Source organism: Streptomyces spororaveus (assembly GCF_016755875.1).
In the GTDB taxonomy this organism is placed as follows: domain Bacteria; phylum Actinomycetota; class Actinomycetes; order Streptomycetales; family Streptomycetaceae; genus Streptomyces; species Streptomyces spororaveus.
Map to the genome: position 1 here is coordinate 267,085 of NZ_BNED01000005.1, position 17,102 is coordinate 284,186.

Sequence of the window (17,102 nt, forward strand, 5' to 3'; positions counted from 1 at the left end):
CCGGACCGAATGCTTGACCTCAGGTTTGGTTGAGGTCCTAGCGTTCGGGTCATGGACATGGAAGTCACCGCGTGGACATCGCTGCACAGCGCGATCAACGCCCAGCAGGACCGCCGCCCGCTCTCCCGGGCCGGCCTGCGCCGCGTCGCCGCCTTCGCCCGCCCGCACCGCCGCGGGCTCACCCTCTTCCTTCTGCTGAGTGTGGTGACCGCGCTGCTCGCGGTGGCCACCCCGGTGCTCGCCAGCCGGGTCGTCACGGCCATCGTGGAAGGCCGGGACGGCTCCGCGGTCACCCGGCTGGCCCTGCTCATCGCGCTGATCGCGGTCGCGGAGGCGGGGCTCGGACTGCTGACCCGCAGACTCTCCGCCACCCTCGGCGAGGGACTCATCCTGGATCTGCGGACGGCGGTCTTCGACCACGTGCAGCGGATGCCGGTCGCCTTCTTCACGCGGACCCGGACCGGGGCGCTGGTCAGCCGGCTCAACAACGATGTGATCGGCGCCCAGAGGGCGTTCAGCAACACCCTGTCGGGGGTGGTCGCCAACACCGTCACCCTGCTGCTGACCCTCACCGTGATGCTCGGCATCTCCTGGCAGATCACCCTGCTGGCGCTGGTGCTGCTGCCGGTGTTCGTCCTGCCGGCCCGCCGGATGGGGGCCCGGATGGCGGCCATGCAGCGGGAGGCCTCCGCGCTGAACGCCGCGATGGGCACCCAGATGACCGAGCGGTTCTCCGCCCCCGGCGCGACGCTCGTCAAACTCTTCGGGAGGCCGGCCGACGAGTCCGCGGAGTTCGCGGCCCGGGCGGCCCGCGTGCGGGACATCGGCATCCGTACGGCGATGGCCCAGTCGGCCTTCATCACGGCCCTCACCCTGGTCTCGGCGCTGGCCCTCGCGCTCGTCTACGGGCTCGGCGGGTTCTACGCCCTGCGCGGTTCCCTGGACGCCGGTTCCGTCGTCGCCCTGGCCCTGCTCCTGACCCGGCTGTACGCCCCGCTGACCGCGCTGGCCGGCGCCCGCGTCGAGGTGATGAGCGCGATGGTGAGCTTCGAGCGGGTCTTCGAGATCCTCGACCTCGAACCGCTCATCGCGCAGAAGCCGGACGCCCGCCGGGTGGCGGACGGTCCGGTGGCCGTGGAGTTCGACCGGGTCTCCTTCGGCTACCCGGCCGCCGACAAGGTCTCCCTCGCCTCCCTGGAGGAGGTCGCCGCCCTGGACACCCGGGGCGGTACGCAGGTACTGCACGAGGTGTCCTTCCGGGCGGAGCCGGGCCAGATGATCGCCCTGGTCGGCTCGTCCGGCGCCGGCAAGTCGACCATCGCGCAACTGCTGCCGCGGTTGTACGACGCCGACGCGGGCGCGGTCCGGCTCGGCGGGATCGACGTACGGGACCTCACGGCCGACTCGATCCGCGAGACGCTCGGCATGGTCACCCAGGACGGGCACCTCTTCCACGAGTCGGTACGGGCCAACCTGCTGCTGGCCCGCCCGGAGGCCTCCGAGGAGGAGATCTGGGAGGCCCTGCGGCGCGCGCGGCTGGACGGGCTCGTCGCCTCGCTGCCGGACGGGCTGGACACGGTGGTCGGGGAGCGCGGGTACCGGCTCTCGGGCGGGGAGCGGCAGCGGCTGACGATCGCGCGGCTGCTGCTGGCCCGGCAGCGGGTGGTGATCCTCGACGAGGCCACCGCGCACCTGGACTCCACCTCGGAGGCCGCGGTGCAGGAGGCCCTGGGCGAGGCCCTGGCGGGCCGGACGGCAGTGGTGATCGCACACCGGCTGTCGACCGTTCAGGCGGCGGACCTGATCCTGGTGGTCGAGGACGGCCGGATCGTGGAACGGGGCACGCACACCGGGCTGCTGGCGGCGGGGGGCCGGTACGAGGAGCTGTACCACACCCAGTTCGCGGTGTCGGACGGCGAGGCACCGGTGCCGGGCGCATGATGCTGTGACGGACATCAAACTGGAGCTCGTCGCCGTCCCCGTCACCGACGTGGACCGGGCCAAGGCCTTCTACGAGAAGCTCGGCTTCAACGCCAACCACGACGTCACCGTCAGCGAGGACATCCGCTTCGTCCAGCTGACCCCGCCGGGCTCGGCCTGCTCGATCGCGATCGGCAAGGGGCTGACCCGGATGACCCCGGGGGCGCTGGACAACATGCAGGTCGTCGTCACCGACATCGAGGAGGCGTACGAGGACCTGCGCGGCCGGGGGGTGGAGGTGACGGAGATCCAGGACCTGCCGTGGGGCTGATTCGCTCATGACCAACCTGCTCGAGGCCCGACCGCCACACCGTCCGGACATGCCCACTCGCCGCCGAGGTCTTCCACCGCGCGATCACGGACCGGATCCCGTTCCGGTGGGTGACCGCCGACGCCGCCTACGGTACGAGGGCCGTGTTGATCTCCCGGACGTACTCCTTGGCCGCCTGACTGGTACGGGCCGTGGAAGACCGTCTACGAGGCTGGACGTGGGCCAGGAGCCGGTCCCAGGTTCCCTCCGCCGACCAGCGGCGGAACCGCGGTCGGTCCCGCGGCGGACTGAGCACCAAAATCCACCTCGCCTGCCCTGCACCCCCATGCGCTGACGGATCTCCGTATCGCGGCACCCGGGACCTCAGCAACCCCCACCGCACCGACAGCAGCGATGCCTTCCAAGGTGCCTGGAGTCAAGCCGGTCAGCCGGGGCCGGTCGGGGTCTGCGACCGTGTCGGCGAGCATGTGGCCGCGGGTGAGGGCTGGCCGATGGGGTCGCCGCCGGTGACCAACGGTCCAGCGCCGCATACGGCGCAGGCCGTCCCGCCCGGATCCCTCCCCGAATTGCCCCGGGCGGTGTGCCCGGTCTCCCGCTGGGACGGCCCGGCGCCGGCTCAGGGTGCCAGGTGGGCCAGTACGGCGGCCAGGGCGCGCCGGACGGCCTCGCGGGACGCGTCCGTCGGGTCGAGGGTCTCGAAGCCGTGGTGGCCGTCCGGGACGTCGACCACCTCGACACGGGTGCCGTGCTCCTTGGCCGCGGCCAGGAACTCCTCGACAGTGGCCGCGATTTCGGCCATCTCCAGACCCGCCCTGGTCAGCACCACCGGCAGCTCGCCCGCGCCGGCCAGCGCCGGCCAGCGCCGCCACCGGGTGGAAGCGGGGGCCGGTGAGGCCCCAGTTCGGCAGCGGTGCCAGGATCGGGTAGGCGGCCGCCAGGCAGCGCAGCCAGGCCGGCGGGGCGTCGAGGTACTCGGCCGTGAGCGGCCCGCCGCCGGAGAAGAACCAGAGCGCGATCCGGTCGGGGTCGACCCGCGGGTCGGCCCGGACCAGTTCCACCGCCGCGGCGATGTCCTCGGCGGAGTCCGGGTAGCCGGTGAGGTCGAACGGCCGGCGGTCGAGCGTCACGCCCACCACGCCCGCCTCAGCCGCGAGCCGGGCGTACCCGGGGAACATCGGCCAGTCGCGCGGGGTGACGTCGGTGTCGGCCGGGACCGGGCCGCCGTGCACGAACACCACGGCCGGGAGGGGGGCCGGCCGCGCCGTCGGAGACGTACAGATCCACGTGCCCGGTCCCCTCGCGCGGGACCTCGGGCACGTCCATCAGGAACGGCCGCAGGTGGACCGGGAGTTCCTCGGTCGCGGGGATCAGCCGGTGGCCCTCCCCCGCCGCGGCCGCCAGCAGGGTGTCCGCCAGCTCGGCGGGGACGGAGAGCATCGGCCAGTACCCGGTGGCCAGTTCGAAGAACGAGGCCTGCGGGGTGGCGAGCGCCTGGAGCCCGGGAAGGCCCATGTTCACCAAGTGCTGGAGCATCTCGATGCCCGCGCCGTTGCCGTTGCAGAGCACGCCGCTGGTCGGCACGCCGTAGACGGCACCGGTCAGCCTCAGCGGCTGGAGGAGCGTGCCGAGCGGCTGCGGGACGGCCCGGCGGGTCAGCCGCTCCAGCGCGTCGGCGGGGATGCCGGCGGTGCTGCCCCAGCGCTGCCACTCCGCGTCGAACGCGGGGGCCGCGAGGACCCCGGCCCCGGGCCCGGCGGCCAGTTCGTCCCGCAGTACCTGGTCGGGCACGGCGGCCAGCGCCGGGACGCCGTCCTGCGGCATACCCGCCTCCACGTACACGATCCGCGCGATCCGCCCGGCCCGCTGGTCGGCGGCGCCGAGCACAGGGTGGATGCCGTAGTCGTGGCCCACCAGCACGATGTCGTCGCCCGGCGCCACACCGTCGATCGCCCGCAGCACGTCCGCGACGTGCGCCTCCAGGTCCGCACCGGCCTCCCCGCCGAGTGTCACCGCGTGCGCCCCGGCGCCCGCCGCCCCGAGCCGCGCCGCGGTCTCCTCCCAGACGTGAGCGTCGGTGAACGCACCCGGCACCAGGATGAACTCGGTCATGGCCTTCTCCCCCGTACGTCACCGCCGGGACCTCCGCCCGGGGCCCGCGCCGAAGCGCACCGACGGCCTCGATTTCCTTGATCATCCGGCCGCCCTGACGGGTGCGCTAGATCCTCCCCCTGGTGGAGGTTCAAGTGGTGTCCTCGCACGACGGTCTGTGGAGCATCGGCGAGCTCGCCGAGTGGGCCGGGACGACCGTGAAGACGGTGCGGTTCTATTCGGACCGGGGGCTGTTGCCGGAGGCCGGGCGGAGTTCCGGGGGGGGCATCGGCGGTACGGGACGGCGGCGTTGGACCGGTTGCGGTTGATCAGGTCGCTGCGGGCGCTCGATCTGCCGGTGTCGGAGGTGCACAGGATCGTCGAGGACGAGGACATCTCGGGTCCAGTGCTCGAGGCGGCCGTCGCGGATCGTCTCAGTGAACTGGGCACAGAGATATCGGCGTTGCGGTGGCGCGAGGCGGGGCTGAAGCTGCTCGCGGAGAGAGCGCCGCAGGAGCGGGCCGAGGTGCTGCAGCTGGTCGGCGGGGTGACCAGTCCACCGACCACGGACTCGCTGGCGCGGTTCTGGCGGGCGTGGCTGCCGCTGCGGATGCCGGCGGGGGCGGTCTCTGCGTTCCTGGCGGCGGCGGTGCCGCAGCCGCCCGCGGAGCCGGCGCCCGGGCAGCTGCTGGCCTTCGCACAGCTGCATTCCTTCGTCACCCGCCCCTGTCCGGGCGACACCGGGCCCTGCCAGCCCTCGGCCCACCAGTTCCCCCCGACTTCCGGCCGGAGGTGCTCTACGACGGGCTGGCCGAGGCGTACGAGCTGGCCGCTGCGGCGCAGCCGGCCGCCGCGCGCCGGGGAGGCTCTCGACTGCTTCGTCACCGCGTCCGCCGCCTCGTACGGCGCCCCCGACACTCCGGGTTTCCGGGGCCTGCTGGCCGCCCGGCTCGCGGCCGACCCGCGGATCGACGGCTACTGGGAACTGGTGGCCCAGGTGAACACCCCGCAGGGCGCCCGGCCCGACCCCACCCCCGGCACCGCCCACGAATGGCTGGTGTCGGCCTTGAGCTCCGTTTCCATGGCGGACGCCGCCGCAAGCTAAGCCATTTCCTGCGGGTCGAGCACGGCACGGTCGACGGCTACCTCCTCCACCACCCCATGGACCCCACCAAGCCGTACCTCGCCTACTACCTCCAGAACCAGTGGCAACGCATCAAGCGCGCCGGCGAGGTCGACGTCCCCGACGGCCTGGTGATCTACAGCCTCCGCCACTTCTTCGCCTCGAAGTGCCTCACCAACGGCATCCCCATCACCGACGTCGCCGAGTGGATATGCCCAAGAGCCTCGGCATCGCCTTCAGGATCCACCGCCATCTCATGCCCGGCTCCATCGGCAAAGCCCCCAAGATCCTCGACATGGGACTCGCTGCATGACAACCCAGCCGAACCTGAAGGCGGCCAGCCCCGGCGGATGGCGAGTCCGCGGTCAAGGGTGTGGTGGCCCATCAAGTGAGGGCGGCGGTGCCGGCCTCAACTCCGCTCGGCGGCCTCTTCAGCAGCCGCGCGCCCTATTGCTCCAGCCGTAGATCGTGATCTCGGTGGTGAGGGGCGCCGAGGCGGCAGGTGGCCAGCGTCGATCATCTTGCCCGAGAGCGCCCACGCCGTCGCGGGCGTCGGCTCCTTCTCCGTCTACCCGAGTTCACCGAGACGGAGGGCATCCCTTATCTCGCTGAGCTTCGCGGTCGTGGCCGGGGTCCGCACCTGCGCTTGTTCAGCGAGTCGGAGGGCGTCGTCAATCTCGCTGAGCTTCACGGAGGACAGGACGGCCGCCCGCTCTATCAGGTCGTCCCGGGACACAGTGGTCAGCCACGTGCACGGGGTGAAGCCTGGACGCGGGAACGCGAGCCGCAGCACGCCTTCGAACGGCAGTCCTTCACCGGTGCCGACTGTCACTTCGATGCCCAGACCTCTGATGTCGACGCCCGCCGGAGCGACGACCTGCATCACCCGGATCCCGGACGTGTCATCTCCCGACAGCAGTACGACCAGCCTCCGCTCGTCGAACTGAACCCACCAGACTTCTCCACGTTGCACAAGTCCTCCAGACACATGACGGCAGGCAGACGCTGCGCGACCCTGACGCGCTGCGGAGACGGGTGCGGCCACCGTTGATCATCGGCGTGTGAAGACTGAAGATCAACCCCGACGTCGGGTCGGGCGGTTGGTGCTCGTCTGCTGTCGGACCTGCCGCGCAAAAGCTGCTGGACCATCGCAGAGTGGGCCGGAGAGAGCACCCCCGACGGCATGCAGCACCTGCTCGGGCGGGCCAAGTGGGACGCCGACCAGGTCCGCGACGACGTGCGGGCCTACGTGGTGGAGCACCTGCGGGACGACCAGCCGGTGCTGGTGGTCGACGAGACCGGCGACGTGAAGAAGGGCACCGACACCGTCGGTGCCCAGCGCCAGTACACCGGCACCGCGGGCAGGATCGAGAACGCGCAGCTCGCCTTCTATCTCGTCTACGCCGGCCGCCGCGGACACGCCGCGGTAGACCGGGAACTGTACGGACCGGCTACACCTACGCCCCACAGGCCAACCACCTGCTGGAACTCAGCCGCGCCGAGCGACTGTTCCCCATCACTGCACGCCCGAACACCAGAGTGCGTCTGGAGCGGGCGCCGCGAACCGGCCGGATGAGAACGATGTCCGTCATGCTCCAGGTGGACAACGACCACGGTCCGGTCGCGCACTTGCCGCCGCCTGGAGGCTGATACGCACCCACCCGGGTGACCTCCGCCCGATCCACGGCCCGGTACCTCTGCACCACGCACACGCCAACGCGAGGATGCACGAGCCGGTTTCCCCGATTCTTCGCGGCTGGAGTCCCTCATTGCTCGAACGCAAGCAGCTCAAGGGCCGTACCCAGGTCACCTTCATCCTCCCCGAGGACGCCCCGGACGGGCCGGTCAGCGTGGTCGGGGACTTCAACCACTGGAACCCCGCCGCCCACCCCCTGGAGCCCCGCGGTGACGGCACCCGCGCCGCGACCGTCGCCCTGCCCGCCCGCAGCGCGCACTCCTTCCGCTACCTCGCAGCCGGCGACTACTGGTTCGACGACGAACACGCCGACAGCCACGACGGCACCAACAGCCGCCTCCACACCTGACCCCCGACCTGCAGGCATCCGCCGATCCGCCTCCGAGCCGGCCCTGCATAGCGGCCTCCCTGGTCACCCGCGCCTCTCGTTGGACCAGCAGTCACCAGCGGCCGCGCAGCGGAAGGAACAGTCTTCCCACACGGCAGAACCACGGTGACAGCACGCTTGACGCCCCGATCCCCAGGTCCTGACCAGCACCGAGGTGAGACCCCTGTGAGCAGTCCGGCCAGCCTTTCGGGCAGCTCCCTTGCTGCCCTGCGCCACTTGAGGGAGAAGTGGGCGATCAACACCGTGCCCCTTCGCTACGAGGACGTCTCGGGTGCCTGGTCCCGGAGGTCGAGGGAGACCTGACCCATGACGAGCTGGTGTAGGCCCTGCCCGCAGACGACGAACGGAGCCAGCTTCCCGGACCAGGCAGCCCCCAGCAGCCGCGGCTTCGGCGAAACCGCTTAAGAGATCGTCTCAACTGGCTTGATCACTAAGCTGACTCTCGTGATGACGATGGTGGAGCGTCTGGTTCCAAACGGGTTGTGGGAGTTGTTCCAGCGGGTGGTTCCGGCGGCGCCGGTGCGGCCGCAGGGAGGGGGACGGCGCCGGTATGGGGACCGGCAGGTGCTGGCTGCCATCGTGTTCGTGGCCACTACCGGCTGCACGTGGCGGCAACTGCCGCCGGGCTTCGGCCCGTCCGGACCGACCGCGCACCGCCGCTTCACCGAGTGGAGCCAGGCCCGAGTATGGGGCAAGCTCCATCGCCTGGTCCTTGACGAGCTCGGCGCACGCGGCGGACTGGACTGGTCGCGGTGTGCGATCGACTCGGTGAACATGCGGGCCCCCAAAGGGGGGACCTGACGGGTCCGAATCCTGTGGATCGCGGCAAGAAGAGATCAAAGATCCACTTGATCACGGAGCGGACCGGTCTGCCCCTCTCCATCGGGATCTCGGCTGCGAACACCCACGACAGCCAGGGTCTGGAGCCTCTGGTGCGGGGCATCCCGCCCATCCGGTCCCGCCGCGGGCCGCGCCGCCGGCGACCGGCCAAGCTGCACGGCGACAAGGGCTACGACTACGACCGGCTGCGCGCGTGGCTCCGCTCCCGCAACATCACACCACGCATCGCGCGCCGGGTCATCGAATCCTCCCAGCGCCTTGGCCGTCACCGTTGGACCGTGGAGCGCACGGTGGCCTGGCTGTCCGGATGCCGCCGTCCTCACCGTCGCCACGAGCGGAAGGCCGAACACTTCCTGGCGTTCGCCGGCATCGCCGCCGCCCTGATCTGCTACCGCAGGCTGACAACCTGACCGGCGAGCCCTCCGAGCTGGGATGATCCATCCCGTAACCGAATGCCCCCAATCGAGGGGCTTACCTGCTGCACAGACTGCACACACCAGCGAGGAACGCCATGACCGACTACCTGGCCGCCGCCATGGCGATGCTCGGCCCTGCCCAGAACCGCTACGCGGACCCCGCCGCCTGGGACAAGCTCCACGCAGAAGTCGGCATCCGGCTGCCGACCGACTACCAGACCCTCGTGGACGCATACGCTCCCATCCAGCTCAACGGCCACCTGTACCTGCACCACCCCGCGACCGAACGCTGGAATCTGGGCCAGGACATACGGGACACGGTCCGCGCCTGGTCAGAGGTGTCCTGGGACGGCCTCGACCCGGAGGAGGACCCTCGGCTGCTTTTCGGACTCACGGAGTTGAGCTTCGGCACCCGCGACGGACTGTGGCCGATCGCGGGCACAGACCGAGGCGAGACGATCTTCCTCGTCGTTGCGAACGCCACGGCCCCCTGGCTCCTGACCGAAGACGGCGAAGGCGGCTGGGCACGGTACGACATGAGCTTCGCCGAATGGCTCTACCGCTATCTCATGGGCGAAGACATGGCCGGCCCCAACACCTCCGCCTTCTACCCCGGCCCGGTACAGCTGCGCCGTCTTCCGATGACCGCCGACGAACGGCCAGAGCCGTGGAGCGGGCCAGACCGCGGCATGTAACCCTGCCGCCACGACAGTCGCAGGCACCCACCCAGTTGCCTGGAGAACCAAACGAGACGACCTCTAAGGGCCACATGTCGACCTCCCTTTGCGCGAGTGAGATGCCGAGGACAGGGCAGGCGGAAGAGAAGGACAGCAGGCGCCTCCCCGCTAGTCGTCCCCATGCTCTTCCGAGCCCACGTGTAAGGAGACCTGTCATGCACAGTGCCCCGCCGGAGCCTGAACTTCCGGATCGTGTGCCGGAGAAGCGCGGCGCCCTCACTCCTGACCTTCCACCCGCAGGCCCGTCCGCCCCCGACCTCCCGGACGCCGCGGCCGGACGACCCCGGCGCGGCAGCCACGAGAAGGGCACGCGCGAGGAGGGCGAGCAACCCGCTGCCGGCCCGGGCAACGCCAAGCCACAGGAGCCGACCGACTGACAAAGGCGGTGGATCATGGGCGAGAAGGACCCGAACCCCCGCCCGGCACTGCTCCCCGATGAGGGAGCCATGGTGGACGAACACGGCCGCCCCCCAGGAGCTTCGTCCAGAACCGGCCCGGGCGGGGGCCCGCCCGCCGACCCGGACCGCGTGGCCCGAGCCCGTGCGGAGAAGCGGCGGGGGAAGGCCCGAAAGGACGGGTCAGCCTGAGGCAGCAGCCCGCACTGGCGTACCCCGGCCCCGTGAACTCGCGCTGCCGCAGTGCACGCCGGTCCCCACGGAGACGTCAAACCGCGCAATGGGGTGCGTCTGCGAGCCCGGGGCGGTGGGGCTGCTCTGCTGAGGGGCCGTGCGCAGGGGCTCTGCGCCAGCGGGCTTCGCAAAACGAGTAGCGGCCGCTTCGTCGGCTCGTCGGGCGGTGACGGCTGCCGAGCTGACGGCTCACGTGGTGGCGCACGGCAGGCAGGACGTGCGAGCGGTCGGTTCAAACGGTGCGGGTGACCGTCACCAGGACGGTGACGGGTTTGGGTGTGCCGTGTTGGGTCAGACAGGCGGTGACTGCGGTCCGCACGTCCTCGCGAACCTGTCGGGCGATGTCGACGACGCGACGGTCAGCGTGCAGGATGCAGCGCACTTCCACGTGCCATCCGCCTTCCGAGGTGTGTTCGCAGCGGATCCCGGACGCCTCGTGATGCGAGGTGGTTCTTGCCGTGATGGCGCGGGAGGCTGCGAGAGCCAGCCTGTCGGCGAGCGCGGGCTGGAGTGCGGCGACACCGGGAGCAGCAAGGGCTGCTGCGGCTACCGCCTGCTGGATGTCCTCAGGGTGGGGGGCGGTCATCGTTCGCTCAGCTCGAACCGCTCGCCACCCGGCACACTGTGGAGTTCCAGCACGGCATTGATTTCCAGGTCGACGGCCGTGACGGCGAGACCGAGGGTGTGCTCAGCGGCGTTGAGGACAGCTTGTCGCACCTTTTCGGCCCGTTCCCGCAGCGGCTTGTCGAGCGCGGCTGCCACCGTGATGGCGACGGAGTGGCCGCCCGGTACGGGGGTCAGGCGGCAGCTGGCCGCGCGGGCGCCGAGGACGGTGTCGGCGGCCCGACGCAGCACCTTGGCGGCGGCGCTCTCGGCGATGCGCAGATCGTGGTCGGGATCGTCCAGCCAGAGCATGGTCCCCAGTCGTGCCTCGGCCCGGACCGCGTTGATGACCCGGTTGGCGAGGCTAAAGCTGTCGGGTTGATCCTCGGCGCGTAGAGCACGGGTGGCCCGGTCCAGGGCTGTCAGCCCTTCGACAGCCTCTTGGCAGTAGGGGCAGCTGCTGCTGTGCGGGTCTGCGGCACCGGCGGCGGGGTCCCGGGCCTCTTCCCAGGCGCGGCCGAGGGGGCGTCCACAGGGCAGCAGCTCCGCGCCGGCCAGCAGCTCCGCGTCAGGGATCAGTGATGCCTCGGCCCTCGGGGCGCCCACGTTCTCGGGCTCGTCGCGGGAGGTGAGGTGCGGGTCGTCTAGCGCCATGGGCGCATCGCCTCCATCAGAGCGCGCCGTGCGCGAAAGAGTCTGCCGCGCACCGTTTGTTCGCTGGTGCCCACCACGTGGGCGATCTCTTCGTAGTGCAGGCCGTGCAGCTCCCGCAGGACCCAGCACACGCGCAGCTCGGGGCGCAGTTCCATAAGCGCTCGCGCCAGGGCCGCCGTCGCTGCGTCCGCCTCAGCCACGAGCGGCGGTGAGCTGTCCGCGTCCGCGGCAGCGGGTTCGGGGACGACGTCCAGGGGCAGAGGGCAGGGCCGGTGACGCAGAGTGTTGAGGCAGCGGTTCGTGACGATGCGGTACATCCAGGTGCCGAACGAGGCGCCGTGGCGGAATTCCGGCAGCCGCCTCCAGGCGCTGAGGAAGGAGTCCTGGACGGCGTCCTCGGCGTCTGCCCGGTTGCCGAGCAGATGCTGGGCGAGGGCGACCAGGCGGCCACCGTGCCGACGCACCAGCACGGCGAAGGCTTCTTCATCCCCTTCGGAAGCCCGTACCGCCAGGGCACTGTCGTCCAGGTCGCCGGGAGTGTCCCGGTCCGCGGCGACGTCGGCGATCGGCTGCGGCGCCGGCCGCAGCGAGAAGTCTGCGCCGTGCGGGAGCGGGGGTCTCGTCCGGTTGCGCATCCGCCGCTCGCTTTCTGCCGGAGACGGTCGCCGCGGCCTGCGTACGCACTCCTCGATGGTATGCGGTGTGTGTCACGCCAGCCGGGTGAGGAATGCCCCTGCGGCGTGTCTAAAGCATGAGGGCACCGCACCGGCGCCCGGATGGACACCCTGGGGAGGTCCTCATGTCGGACACCATCAACCCCACGGCGGGCGGGATCGAGTCGCGCCCTGCCGGCAAGGCGCTAAAGGGCCACACCGGCGCCGGGACGGCTCCCGAAACGCGGGGCCGGACGACCATCGCCGACAGCGTCGTCGAAAAGATCGTAGGAATGGCCACCCGCGAGGTGCCGGGCATCCACAGCCTCGGCTCCGGCATGGCCCGCACGCTCGGGGCTGTGACGGACAAGGTCCCCGGGGGACGTCCAAGCGTGTCCCGCGGCGTGAAGGTCGAGGTGGGCGAACGGCAGGCCGCCGTCGATCTCGCCGTCGTCGTGGAGTACGGCGTTGCCATCGTGGACATCGCCGCCGACGTCCGCACCAGCGTCATCACGGCCGTGGAACGCATGACCGGCCTGGAGGTCGTCGAAGTGAACATCACCGTCGCCGACGTCCACCTGCCCGACGAGAAGGACGACGAGGAGGGCGAGGGCCGCGTGCAGTGACCCCTCGCAGCCCACGGCATCCCCGCCGCCGGGCGAAGACGCGATCGACGTGAAATTCAGGTGAGTGAGATGAGCGCAGCAACCACGGGCCTGCTTGCCGGCATGGCCCTGGGCTTCGCCGCATTCTTCGGCGGCTTCTGGGCGTTTCTGCTCGTGGCGTTCCTGGGCCTGGTGGGCCTGGTGATCGGCCGCATGCTGCAGGGTGACCTGGAGCTCTCCGACTTCACACGCTCCCGGGACCGGCAGTGACCTCGCAGCCTGCCGCTGATTCGCCCGGCGGAGCAGCAGCAACCCGGCCGGTCCTACCGGCTGCCGAACGTGGCGCCACGGTGATCCCTGAGAAGGTGGTGGCCCGCATTGCGGCCCGCGCCGCGCGGGAGGCCCTGGCCACGCACACGGACACGTCAGCCGCGCATGCGGAGCTGGCCGCTCCGCACGCCTCGGTCACCGTCGGGAGCGGCACAGCCCGGCTGGGACTGACTATGGACTTGCCCTACCCGATAGACCTCGCCCGTGCCTCCCGCCACGTGCAGCACTACGTCGGCGAGCGGGTCGCCCGTCTGACCGGGATGCGCGTCACTGAAGTGACCCTCGCCATCGAGCGCCTGGTTCCCTCCAACGGGCTGGAAGACCGACGCGTGCAGTGAACCGGTCCGCAGGCGCACCGGGAAGGAGAGCCGGTATGAAACGGGACCAAGCCCACCCGGCCGAAACGGAGCAGCCCACCGCACCGGACGAGGTCACCTCCCGCACCGTGGGGCAGCTGGCAAAGCAGTCGGCCGGCCCACGGCCGACCGTCAGGCGCCCGTGGTCCGCACGCCGGATACCCGCGGCGCTGACCGCCCTGCTCATCGGGGCCGCGGCCGGGACCCTCCTGTTCGACATCATCAGGGTCCATGCCGGCCGGACCGCCGCAGCCTGGCGCACGCGCCTGGCCGACGAACTGGCCACCCGCCCGCTGGATGACACCTGGATGCAGATCAGCGCGGTCGTCATCGGCCTCCTCGGCCTCTGGCTGATCGTCATGGCCCTCACCCCCGGCCTGCGTGACCAGTTGCCCCTCAGAACCCCCGACGCGCAGACGCACGCCGTGCTGGACGGTGACGCCGCGGCACTCCTTCTGCGGGATGCCGCCATGCACGTCCCCGGGGTCAGTGCTGCCAGGATCCGGATCTCCCGGAACCGCGTCGGGGCCCGGGCGGACGTGCGTTTCCGTGCCCCGGCCGATGTCAAGGCCGATCTCTTGGTCGCTCTACGGGAGGAACTCGCCCGGCTTGCCCTTGCCCGCCCTCCTCGGCTCGCCGTTCGGGTACGCCCACGCCGGAAGTGACTCGCCCCTGAAGGACCACGGTCGAGCGAGAGACAGGAAACGGATCCCATGAAGAGGAAGTCCGCGATCAACCGAGTCCTGCTGGCCCTGACAGGCATCGTCCTGCTCGGCTCCGGCATCCTGATTCTGGCGGGTGGCTTCGACTTGTACCGGCGCTGGCGGCTGACACCACCCGACGGCTGGCCCCTGACCGCTCCCGACGGCGTCCTGCTCGACGCCGCCGATCGCACCCGCTGGACGGACGAAGGATGGTGGTGGCCCGTGGTCATTGCCGTCTTGACGCTCGTCGTTGTGCTCGCCGTCTGGTGGCTGCTGGCGCAACTGCGCCGCACGCACCCCGGCCACATCCCCCTGGGCGGACTGCCCGTCGTGGACGGTGTGGAACTGCGCGAGCGCGCCCTCAGCGACGCTCTGGCCGCCGACGCCCGACAACAGCCAGGCGTCCAGAAGGCCCGGGCAAGGATGGACGGCTCGGCCAAGCATCCGGAAGCCCACCTCGACCTCACCCTTGCCTCCGACAGCGCCCCCGGCCCCGCCCTCCAGGCGCTGGTCGACGGTCCGCTGGAACGCGCCCGCCAGTCCACCGGCCAGACCCACCTCCCCGCGAAGGTACAGCTGCGGGTGACTCCGCACAAAGCCCACCGCGCCGACTGAGTCTCGTGCGCCCGAGTACGAGCCCGACAGGCGTAGCTCTGGAAAACGAGTGCCGAGCCCGGGAAACGGCTCCCCCTCAAGCTGGAGGGGGAGCCGTTTCGGCGGGTGGTGGGCCGATCAACGCGCCGGGTCAGGCACGGCGGTGCCTGTTGCGAGTGAGGAGGCGGTAGAGGATGAGGAGGATGAGGGAGCCGACGATGGCGGCGATCCAGGTGGAGAGATCGAAGAAGCCGTCGATGGAATCGACGCCGAAGATGACCTTGCCGAGCCAGCCGCCGAGCAGGCCGCCCGCGATGCCGATGAGCATGGTGATGATGAGGCCACCCGGGTCCTTGCCCGGCATGAGCGCCTTGGCAATGAGGCCCGCGAGCAGCCCGATGAGGATCCAAGCAATGATGCCCATGATGCCTTCCTACCTCGTCCTGTAAAGCCGGTGTCAGTTCAGCTTCTTCACTGTCCGAGCACTTTCAAACATCCGAATGTGATCTTCCCGCCGAAGCCGATCGGGGTGATCGCGACGCTCCGATGACGATCGCCAAGGACCTCTCCAGCGCCTCCCACGCAGGCTCGTGGAAGCCCTCGATGTCATGGCGTGCCGGTGGTGTTCACCGAGGTGGTGTGCTCGGATGCGGCCGTGCATCCGCTCACCGACTCGGCCGCGAATACCTAGGGCGACAACCTCAACGCGGGGGTGCAGAACGGTGTGGGCTCGCTCTGATGCATCCATTGGGGCGATCAGCTGACCGGGTCTGTCTGAGCCGCTCGCCTGGCGGGGGACTAATGGCTCGCGCGCTCCGAGCGCATCCGTCCGCCCGGTGAACGCCGAACAGGTGGCGGGCACCACTTCACAACACGGAGGACTGAATGCACGTGGAGTCGGTTGCTCATCATCTCCTCAAGACCTCCGGGCGGAAAACCGTGCTTACCTCCCCGCACCCAGCCGCAGCGGCAGTCGACGCCGACGTGACCGCCGCCGCAAACCGGGCCATGCGGGCCTGCGGCGGGTCGGACCCCCACGTGCCTGGGGCCCTCCGTGTCGCTGCCGCGCTCGAACTCATCCAGACCTGCGCCCTCCAGTGGAAGTTGCCCGGGCTGGACCAGTGTTCGGCGGAGTCACCCCTCGCAGGTCGCCCCGCTCGCCCGCATGAACAATCCGTTCGACCCACGGTCAGCGCTTGGCGCTCGGGACCGCCAAGGGCTCGCCAGGAGCCCTCTTCTTCGCCGCCTCCATCTGTTCGCCGAGTTCGGTGAGGCGGTTACGGCCCATGGCCTTGCGGACGTCGGGGAACCACTCCTTCTCCTCCTCCTCGACGTGGTGGCGGACGTTCTCCATCAGCACGCTCATCTTGGCGTCGAACCGCTCGTCGGCCGCGTCCAGATCCTTGAGCTCCGACAGCATCCACAGCACGACGTGGTGCTCCTCGATGCTCTCCAGGACGTGGTCCCTGGTGTCGGGCGCCGCCTCCCGGGCGGCCGGGTAGAAGATCTTCTCCTCGATCCAGGTGTGCGTGGTCAGCTCGTCGATCACCTTGTCCGCGATCTTCCGCTTCTCCGCGTGAGCGTCATCGCCAGCCTTCTCGAACTGCTTGAACAGCCTCTCGACCGTCTTGTGGTCTTCCCTGAGCAGCACGATCCCGTCCACCAACGCCTCCAGACTTCGCAGTACCGGGCGGCGCGGCCGGCCACCCACGCCCGTTTACCCCGGCCCACGCTTGCGATGCTCGCCCAGAACGAGGGATTGGCCAGGATGGGCGACAGGCCTACGCCGTCCGCTGGGGTACCGGGCAGGCGCACCGTCGATTTAAACCCGTTCGACTGCTTGTATGTCCATGCATCGCGGGTAGGGGCTGCGCATGACAGGTATCGAAATTCTCGCGGCCGAAGGCCAGGCCTCACTCTTCCTCATATTCGCCGGAGTGGTTCTGGTCATCCTCCTGATCGGTGCCTTCTGGTACGGCAGCCGACGCAGGCGCCGCGAAGTACCGCCGACCGAGCAGAATCCCGTCGCACAACGCCGCGAGGATTCCTGGCAGACCCCGGAAGAGCACGCGCGCGATCAAGAGGCCCAGGAGTATCCCCGACCTTGAGTACACGGGCCGGACCCATAGATCCGTGGACCTGGAACGGCCAGAAGGATCAGGGCCCAGGCTCGTTCAGCCGCGAGAAAACAAAGGCTTCACCGGAGGAAAAATGCCGCACGAAGAGAACGACCTCATCACCTATCACGACGGGCGACCGGATCTGCAGGAGGGGCGGATTGAAGAGGCCCGTGACCAGGGCCCGCATGCGGTGTACCGGGTGCGGAACGCGAAGACCAACGAAATTCAGGTCATAACCCAGGGCCAAATCGACTGAAGCGTCCGTCCACGCGGTAGCGCTCCGAGGTGGGGCGTGGCAGAGCGGCCGTGCCCCGA

The 17,102-nt window shown here is 70.2% G+C and carries 21 protein-coding genes and 3 pseudogenes; 16 read left to right on the top strand and 8 right to left on the bottom strand.

Annotated elements, in window-relative coordinates:
• Positions 1 to 51: 51 nt before the first annotated feature.
• Together Sspor_RS03795 and Sspor_RS03800 are read left to right on the top strand one after the other, a co-directional pair.
• Entirely contained in the window at positions 52 to 1,941 is a 1,890-nt protein-coding gene (locus tag Sspor_RS03795; protein ID WP_202197749.1) for an ABC transporter ATP-binding protein, read from the top strand.
• A 4-nt stretch (positions 1,942 to 1,945) separates the two neighbouring features.
• Positions 1,946 to 2,251 carry a VOC family protein gene (locus Sspor_RS03800; RefSeq protein ID WP_202197750.1) on the top strand — a complete coding sequence of 102 codons (306 nt, stop codon included), beginning with the start codon at positions 1,946 to 1,948 and terminating at the stop codon, positions 2,249 to 2,251.
• A gap of 127 nt (positions 2,252 to 2,378) precedes the next feature.
• Here the strand turns inward: Sspor_RS03800 and Sspor_RS03805 are convergent, their stop codons facing one another.
• Positions 2,379 to 2,546, bottom strand: coding sequence for a hypothetical protein (locus Sspor_RS03805; RefSeq protein WP_202197751.1), 168 nt, complete (start codon positions 2,544 to 2,546; stop codon positions 2,379 to 2,381).
• A 321-nt stretch (positions 2,547 to 2,867) separates the two neighbouring features.
• Positions 2,868 to 4,360: pseudogene (locus Sspor_RS03810) on the bottom strand (alpha/beta hydrolase).
• 134 nt (positions 4,361 to 4,494) lie between these two features.
• Here Sspor_RS03810 and Sspor_RS03815 point away from each other — a divergent pair.
• Both Sspor_RS03815 and Sspor_RS03820 read left to right on the top strand, forming a co-directional pair.
• Positions 4,495 to 5,444 (top strand): annotated as a pseudogene (locus Sspor_RS03815) (helix-turn-helix domain-containing protein).
• Entirely contained in the window at positions 5,390 to 5,854 is a 465-nt protein-coding gene (locus tag Sspor_RS03820) for a site-specific integrase (protein WP_202197752.1), read from the top strand. The pseudogene Sspor_RS03815 and the gene Sspor_RS03820 overlap by 55 nt, the downstream one beginning before the upstream one ends.
• A 176-nt stretch (positions 5,855 to 6,030) precedes the next feature.
• On the opposite strand, the gene Sspor_RS03825 is transcribed toward Sspor_RS03820, so the two are convergent.
• Entirely contained in the window at positions 6,031 to 6,435 is a 405-nt protein-coding gene (locus Sspor_RS03825) for a putative type II toxin-antitoxin system PemK/MazF family toxin (RefSeq protein ID WP_202197753.1), read from the bottom strand.
• 88 nt (positions 6,436 to 6,523) lie between these two features.
• Between Sspor_RS03825 and Sspor_RS03830 the strand changes: the two are divergent.
• From Sspor_RS03830 to Sspor_RS03850, 5 genes and pseudogenes are all read left to right on the top strand, one after another.
• Positions 6,524 to 6,912, top strand: a pseudogene (locus Sspor_RS03830) (IS701 family transposase); the annotation flags it as partial.
• Between the two features lie 319 nt (positions 6,913 to 7,231).
• The gene (locus Sspor_RS03835) at positions 7,232 to 7,507 is read left to right on the top strand and encodes an isoamylase early set domain-containing protein (protein ID WP_202197754.1); all 276 of its coding nucleotides are present in this window, start codon (positions 7,232 to 7,234) and stop codon (positions 7,505 to 7,507) included.
• A gap of 492 nt (positions 7,508 to 7,999) precedes the next feature.
• A protein-coding gene (locus tag Sspor_RS03840) for an IS5 family transposase (RefSeq protein ID WP_373318891.1) occupies positions 8,000 to 8,796 on the top strand; the annotation gives its coding sequence in 2 pieces (ribosomal slippage) (positions 8,000 to 8,335 and positions 8,338 to 8,796; 795 coding nt in all).
• 101 nt (positions 8,797 to 8,897) lie between these two features.
• On the top strand, positions 8,898 to 9,497 hold the full coding sequence (locus Sspor_RS03845; RefSeq protein WP_202197755.1) for an SMI1/KNR4 family protein: 600 nt from the start codon (positions 8,898 to 8,900) through the stop codon (positions 9,495 to 9,497).
• Positions 9,498 to 9,694: 197 nt separating this feature from the next.
• The gene (locus tag Sspor_RS03850) at positions 9,695 to 9,916 is read left to right on the top strand and encodes a hypothetical protein (protein WP_202197756.1); all 222 of its coding nucleotides are present in this window, start codon (positions 9,695 to 9,697) and stop codon (positions 9,914 to 9,916) included.
• Positions 9,917 to 10,400: 484 nt separating this feature from the next.
• On the opposite strand, the gene Sspor_RS03855 is transcribed toward Sspor_RS03850, so the two are convergent.
• Genes Sspor_RS03855 through Sspor_RS03865 form a run of 3 tightly spaced genes read right to left on the bottom strand, consistent with a single transcriptional unit; the run spans position 10,401 to position 12,060 of the window.
• Positions 10,401 to 10,754 (bottom strand): Asp23/Gls24 family envelope stress response protein, encoded by a 354-nt coding sequence (locus tag Sspor_RS03855; RefSeq protein ID WP_202197757.1) that lies wholly within the window; start codon positions 10,752 to 10,754, stop codon positions 10,401 to 10,403.
• Positions 10,751 to 11,425, bottom strand: a complete 675-nt coding sequence (locus Sspor_RS03860; RefSeq protein WP_202197758.1) for a hypothetical protein — start codon at positions 11,423 to 11,425, stop codon at positions 10,751 to 10,753. Before Sspor_RS03860 ends, Sspor_RS03855 begins: the two co-directional genes overlap by 4 nt.
• On the bottom strand, positions 11,416 to 12,060 hold the full coding sequence (locus tag Sspor_RS03865) for an RNA polymerase sigma factor (protein ID WP_202197759.1): 645 nt from the start codon (positions 12,058 to 12,060) through the stop codon (positions 11,416 to 11,418). The genes Sspor_RS03860 and Sspor_RS03865 overlap by 10 nt, the downstream gene beginning before the upstream one ends.
• Positions 12,061 to 12,224: 164 nt before the next feature.
• On the opposite strand from Sspor_RS03865, the gene Sspor_RS03870 reads away from it, so the two are divergent.
• The 5 genes from Sspor_RS03870 to Sspor_RS03890 all read left to right on the top strand — a co-directional run bounded on the left by Sspor_RS03870 (position 12,225) and on the right by Sspor_RS03890 (position 14,688).
• Complete coding sequence (locus Sspor_RS03870; protein ID WP_202197760.1) at positions 12,225 to 12,704, top strand: Asp23/Gls24 family envelope stress response protein; 480 nt, start codon at positions 12,225 to 12,227, stop codon at positions 12,702 to 12,704.
• Between the two features lie 69 nt (positions 12,705 to 12,773).
• A complete protein-coding gene (locus tag Sspor_RS03875) occupies positions 12,774 to 12,953 on the top strand; it encodes a hypothetical protein (RefSeq protein WP_030722688.1) in 180 nt (59 codons plus the stop codon).
• Positions 12,954 to 13,033: 80 nt separating this feature from the next.
• Positions 13,034 to 13,351, top strand: coding sequence for a hypothetical protein (locus tag Sspor_RS03880; RefSeq protein ID WP_202197761.1), 318 nt, complete (start codon positions 13,034 to 13,036; stop codon positions 13,349 to 13,351).
• Positions 13,352 to 13,386: 35 nt separating this feature from the next.
• Positions 13,387 to 14,034, top strand: a complete 648-nt coding sequence (locus Sspor_RS03885; protein WP_237403651.1) for a DUF6286 domain-containing protein — start codon at positions 13,387 to 13,389, stop codon at positions 14,032 to 14,034.
• A 48-nt stretch (positions 14,035 to 14,082) separates the two neighbouring features.
• On the top strand, positions 14,083 to 14,688 hold the full coding sequence (locus tag Sspor_RS03890) for an alkaline shock response membrane anchor protein AmaP (RefSeq protein ID WP_202197762.1): 606 nt from the start codon (positions 14,083 to 14,085) through the stop codon (positions 14,686 to 14,688).
• A gap of 130 nt (positions 14,689 to 14,818) precedes the next feature.
• Here Sspor_RS03890 and Sspor_RS03895 read toward each other — a convergent pair whose 3' ends face one another.
• Both Sspor_RS03895 and Sspor_RS03900 read right to left on the bottom strand, forming a co-directional pair.
• Positions 14,819 to 15,091 carry a GlsB/YeaQ/YmgE family stress response membrane protein gene (locus Sspor_RS03895; protein ID WP_202197763.1) on the bottom strand — a complete coding sequence of 91 codons (273 nt, stop codon included), beginning with the start codon at positions 15,089 to 15,091 and terminating at the stop codon, positions 14,819 to 14,821.
• 765 nt (positions 15,092 to 15,856) lie between these two features.
• Positions 15,857 to 16,330 (bottom strand): hemerythrin domain-containing protein, encoded by a 474-nt coding sequence (locus Sspor_RS03900; RefSeq protein WP_202197764.1) that lies wholly within the window; start codon positions 16,328 to 16,330, stop codon positions 15,857 to 15,859.
• Between the two features lie 211 nt (positions 16,331 to 16,541).
• On the opposite strand from Sspor_RS03900, the gene Sspor_RS03905 reads away from it, so the two are divergent.
• On the top strand, positions 16,542 to 16,775 hold the full coding sequence (locus Sspor_RS03905) for a DUF6479 family protein (protein ID WP_202197765.1): 234 nt from the start codon (positions 16,542 to 16,544) through the stop codon (positions 16,773 to 16,775).
• A 103-nt stretch (positions 16,776 to 16,878) separates the two neighbouring features.
• Positions 16,879 to 17,043 (top strand): hypothetical protein, encoded by a 165-nt coding sequence (locus tag Sspor_RS03910; protein ID WP_202197766.1) that lies wholly within the window; start codon positions 16,879 to 16,881, stop codon positions 17,041 to 17,043.
• Positions 17,044 to 17,102 lie beyond the last annotated feature (59 nt).

Coding starts and splice junctions, on each gene's coding strand:
- Sspor_RS03905 (WP_202197765.1), top strand. CDS start 16,542: ATGACAGGTATCGAAATTCTCGCGGCCGAAGGCCAGGCCTCACTCTTC.
- Sspor_RS03890 (WP_202197762.1), top strand. CDS start 14,083: ATGAAGAGGAAGTCCGCGATCAACCGAGTCCTGCTGGCCCTGACAGGC.
- Sspor_RS03855 (WP_202197757.1), bottom strand. CDS start 10,754: ATGACCGCCCCCCACCCTGAGGACATCCAGCAGGCGGTAGCCGCAGCA.
- Sspor_RS03845 (WP_202197755.1), top strand. CDS start 8,898: ATGACCGACTACCTGGCCGCCGCCATGGCGATGCTCGGCCCTGCCCAG.
- Sspor_RS03885 (WP_237403651.1), top strand. CDS start 13,387: ATGAAACGGGACCAAGCCCACCCGGCCGAAACGGAGCAGCCCACCGCA.
- Sspor_RS03870 (WP_202197760.1), top strand. CDS start 12,225: ATGTCGGACACCATCAACCCCACGGCGGGCGGGATCGAGTCGCGCCCT.
- Sspor_RS03875 (WP_030722688.1), top strand. CDS start 12,774: ATGAGCGCAGCAACCACGGGCCTGCTTGCCGGCATGGCCCTGGGCTTC.
- Sspor_RS03910 (WP_202197766.1), top strand. CDS start 16,879: ATGCCGCACGAAGAGAACGACCTCATCACCTATCACGACGGGCGACCG.
- Sspor_RS03850 (WP_202197756.1), top strand. CDS start 9,695: ATGCACAGTGCCCCGCCGGAGCCTGAACTTCCGGATCGTGTGCCGGAG.
- Sspor_RS03865 (WP_202197759.1), bottom strand. CDS start 12,060: ATGCGCAACCGGACGAGACCCCCGCTCCCGCACGGCGCAGACTTCTCG.
- Sspor_RS03795 (WP_202197749.1), top strand. CDS start 52: ATGGACATGGAAGTCACCGCGTGGACATCGCTGCACAGCGCGATCAAC.
- Sspor_RS03895 (WP_202197763.1), bottom strand. CDS start 15,091: ATGGGCATCATTGCTTGGATCCTCATCGGGCTGCTCGCGGGCCTCATT.
- Sspor_RS03860 (WP_202197758.1), bottom strand. CDS start 11,425: ATGGCGCTAGACGACCCGCACCTCACCTCCCGCGACGAGCCCGAGAAC.
- Sspor_RS03820 (WP_202197752.1), top strand. CDS start 5,390: ATGGCTGGTGTCGGCCTTGAGCTCCGTTTCCATGGCGGACGCCGCCGC.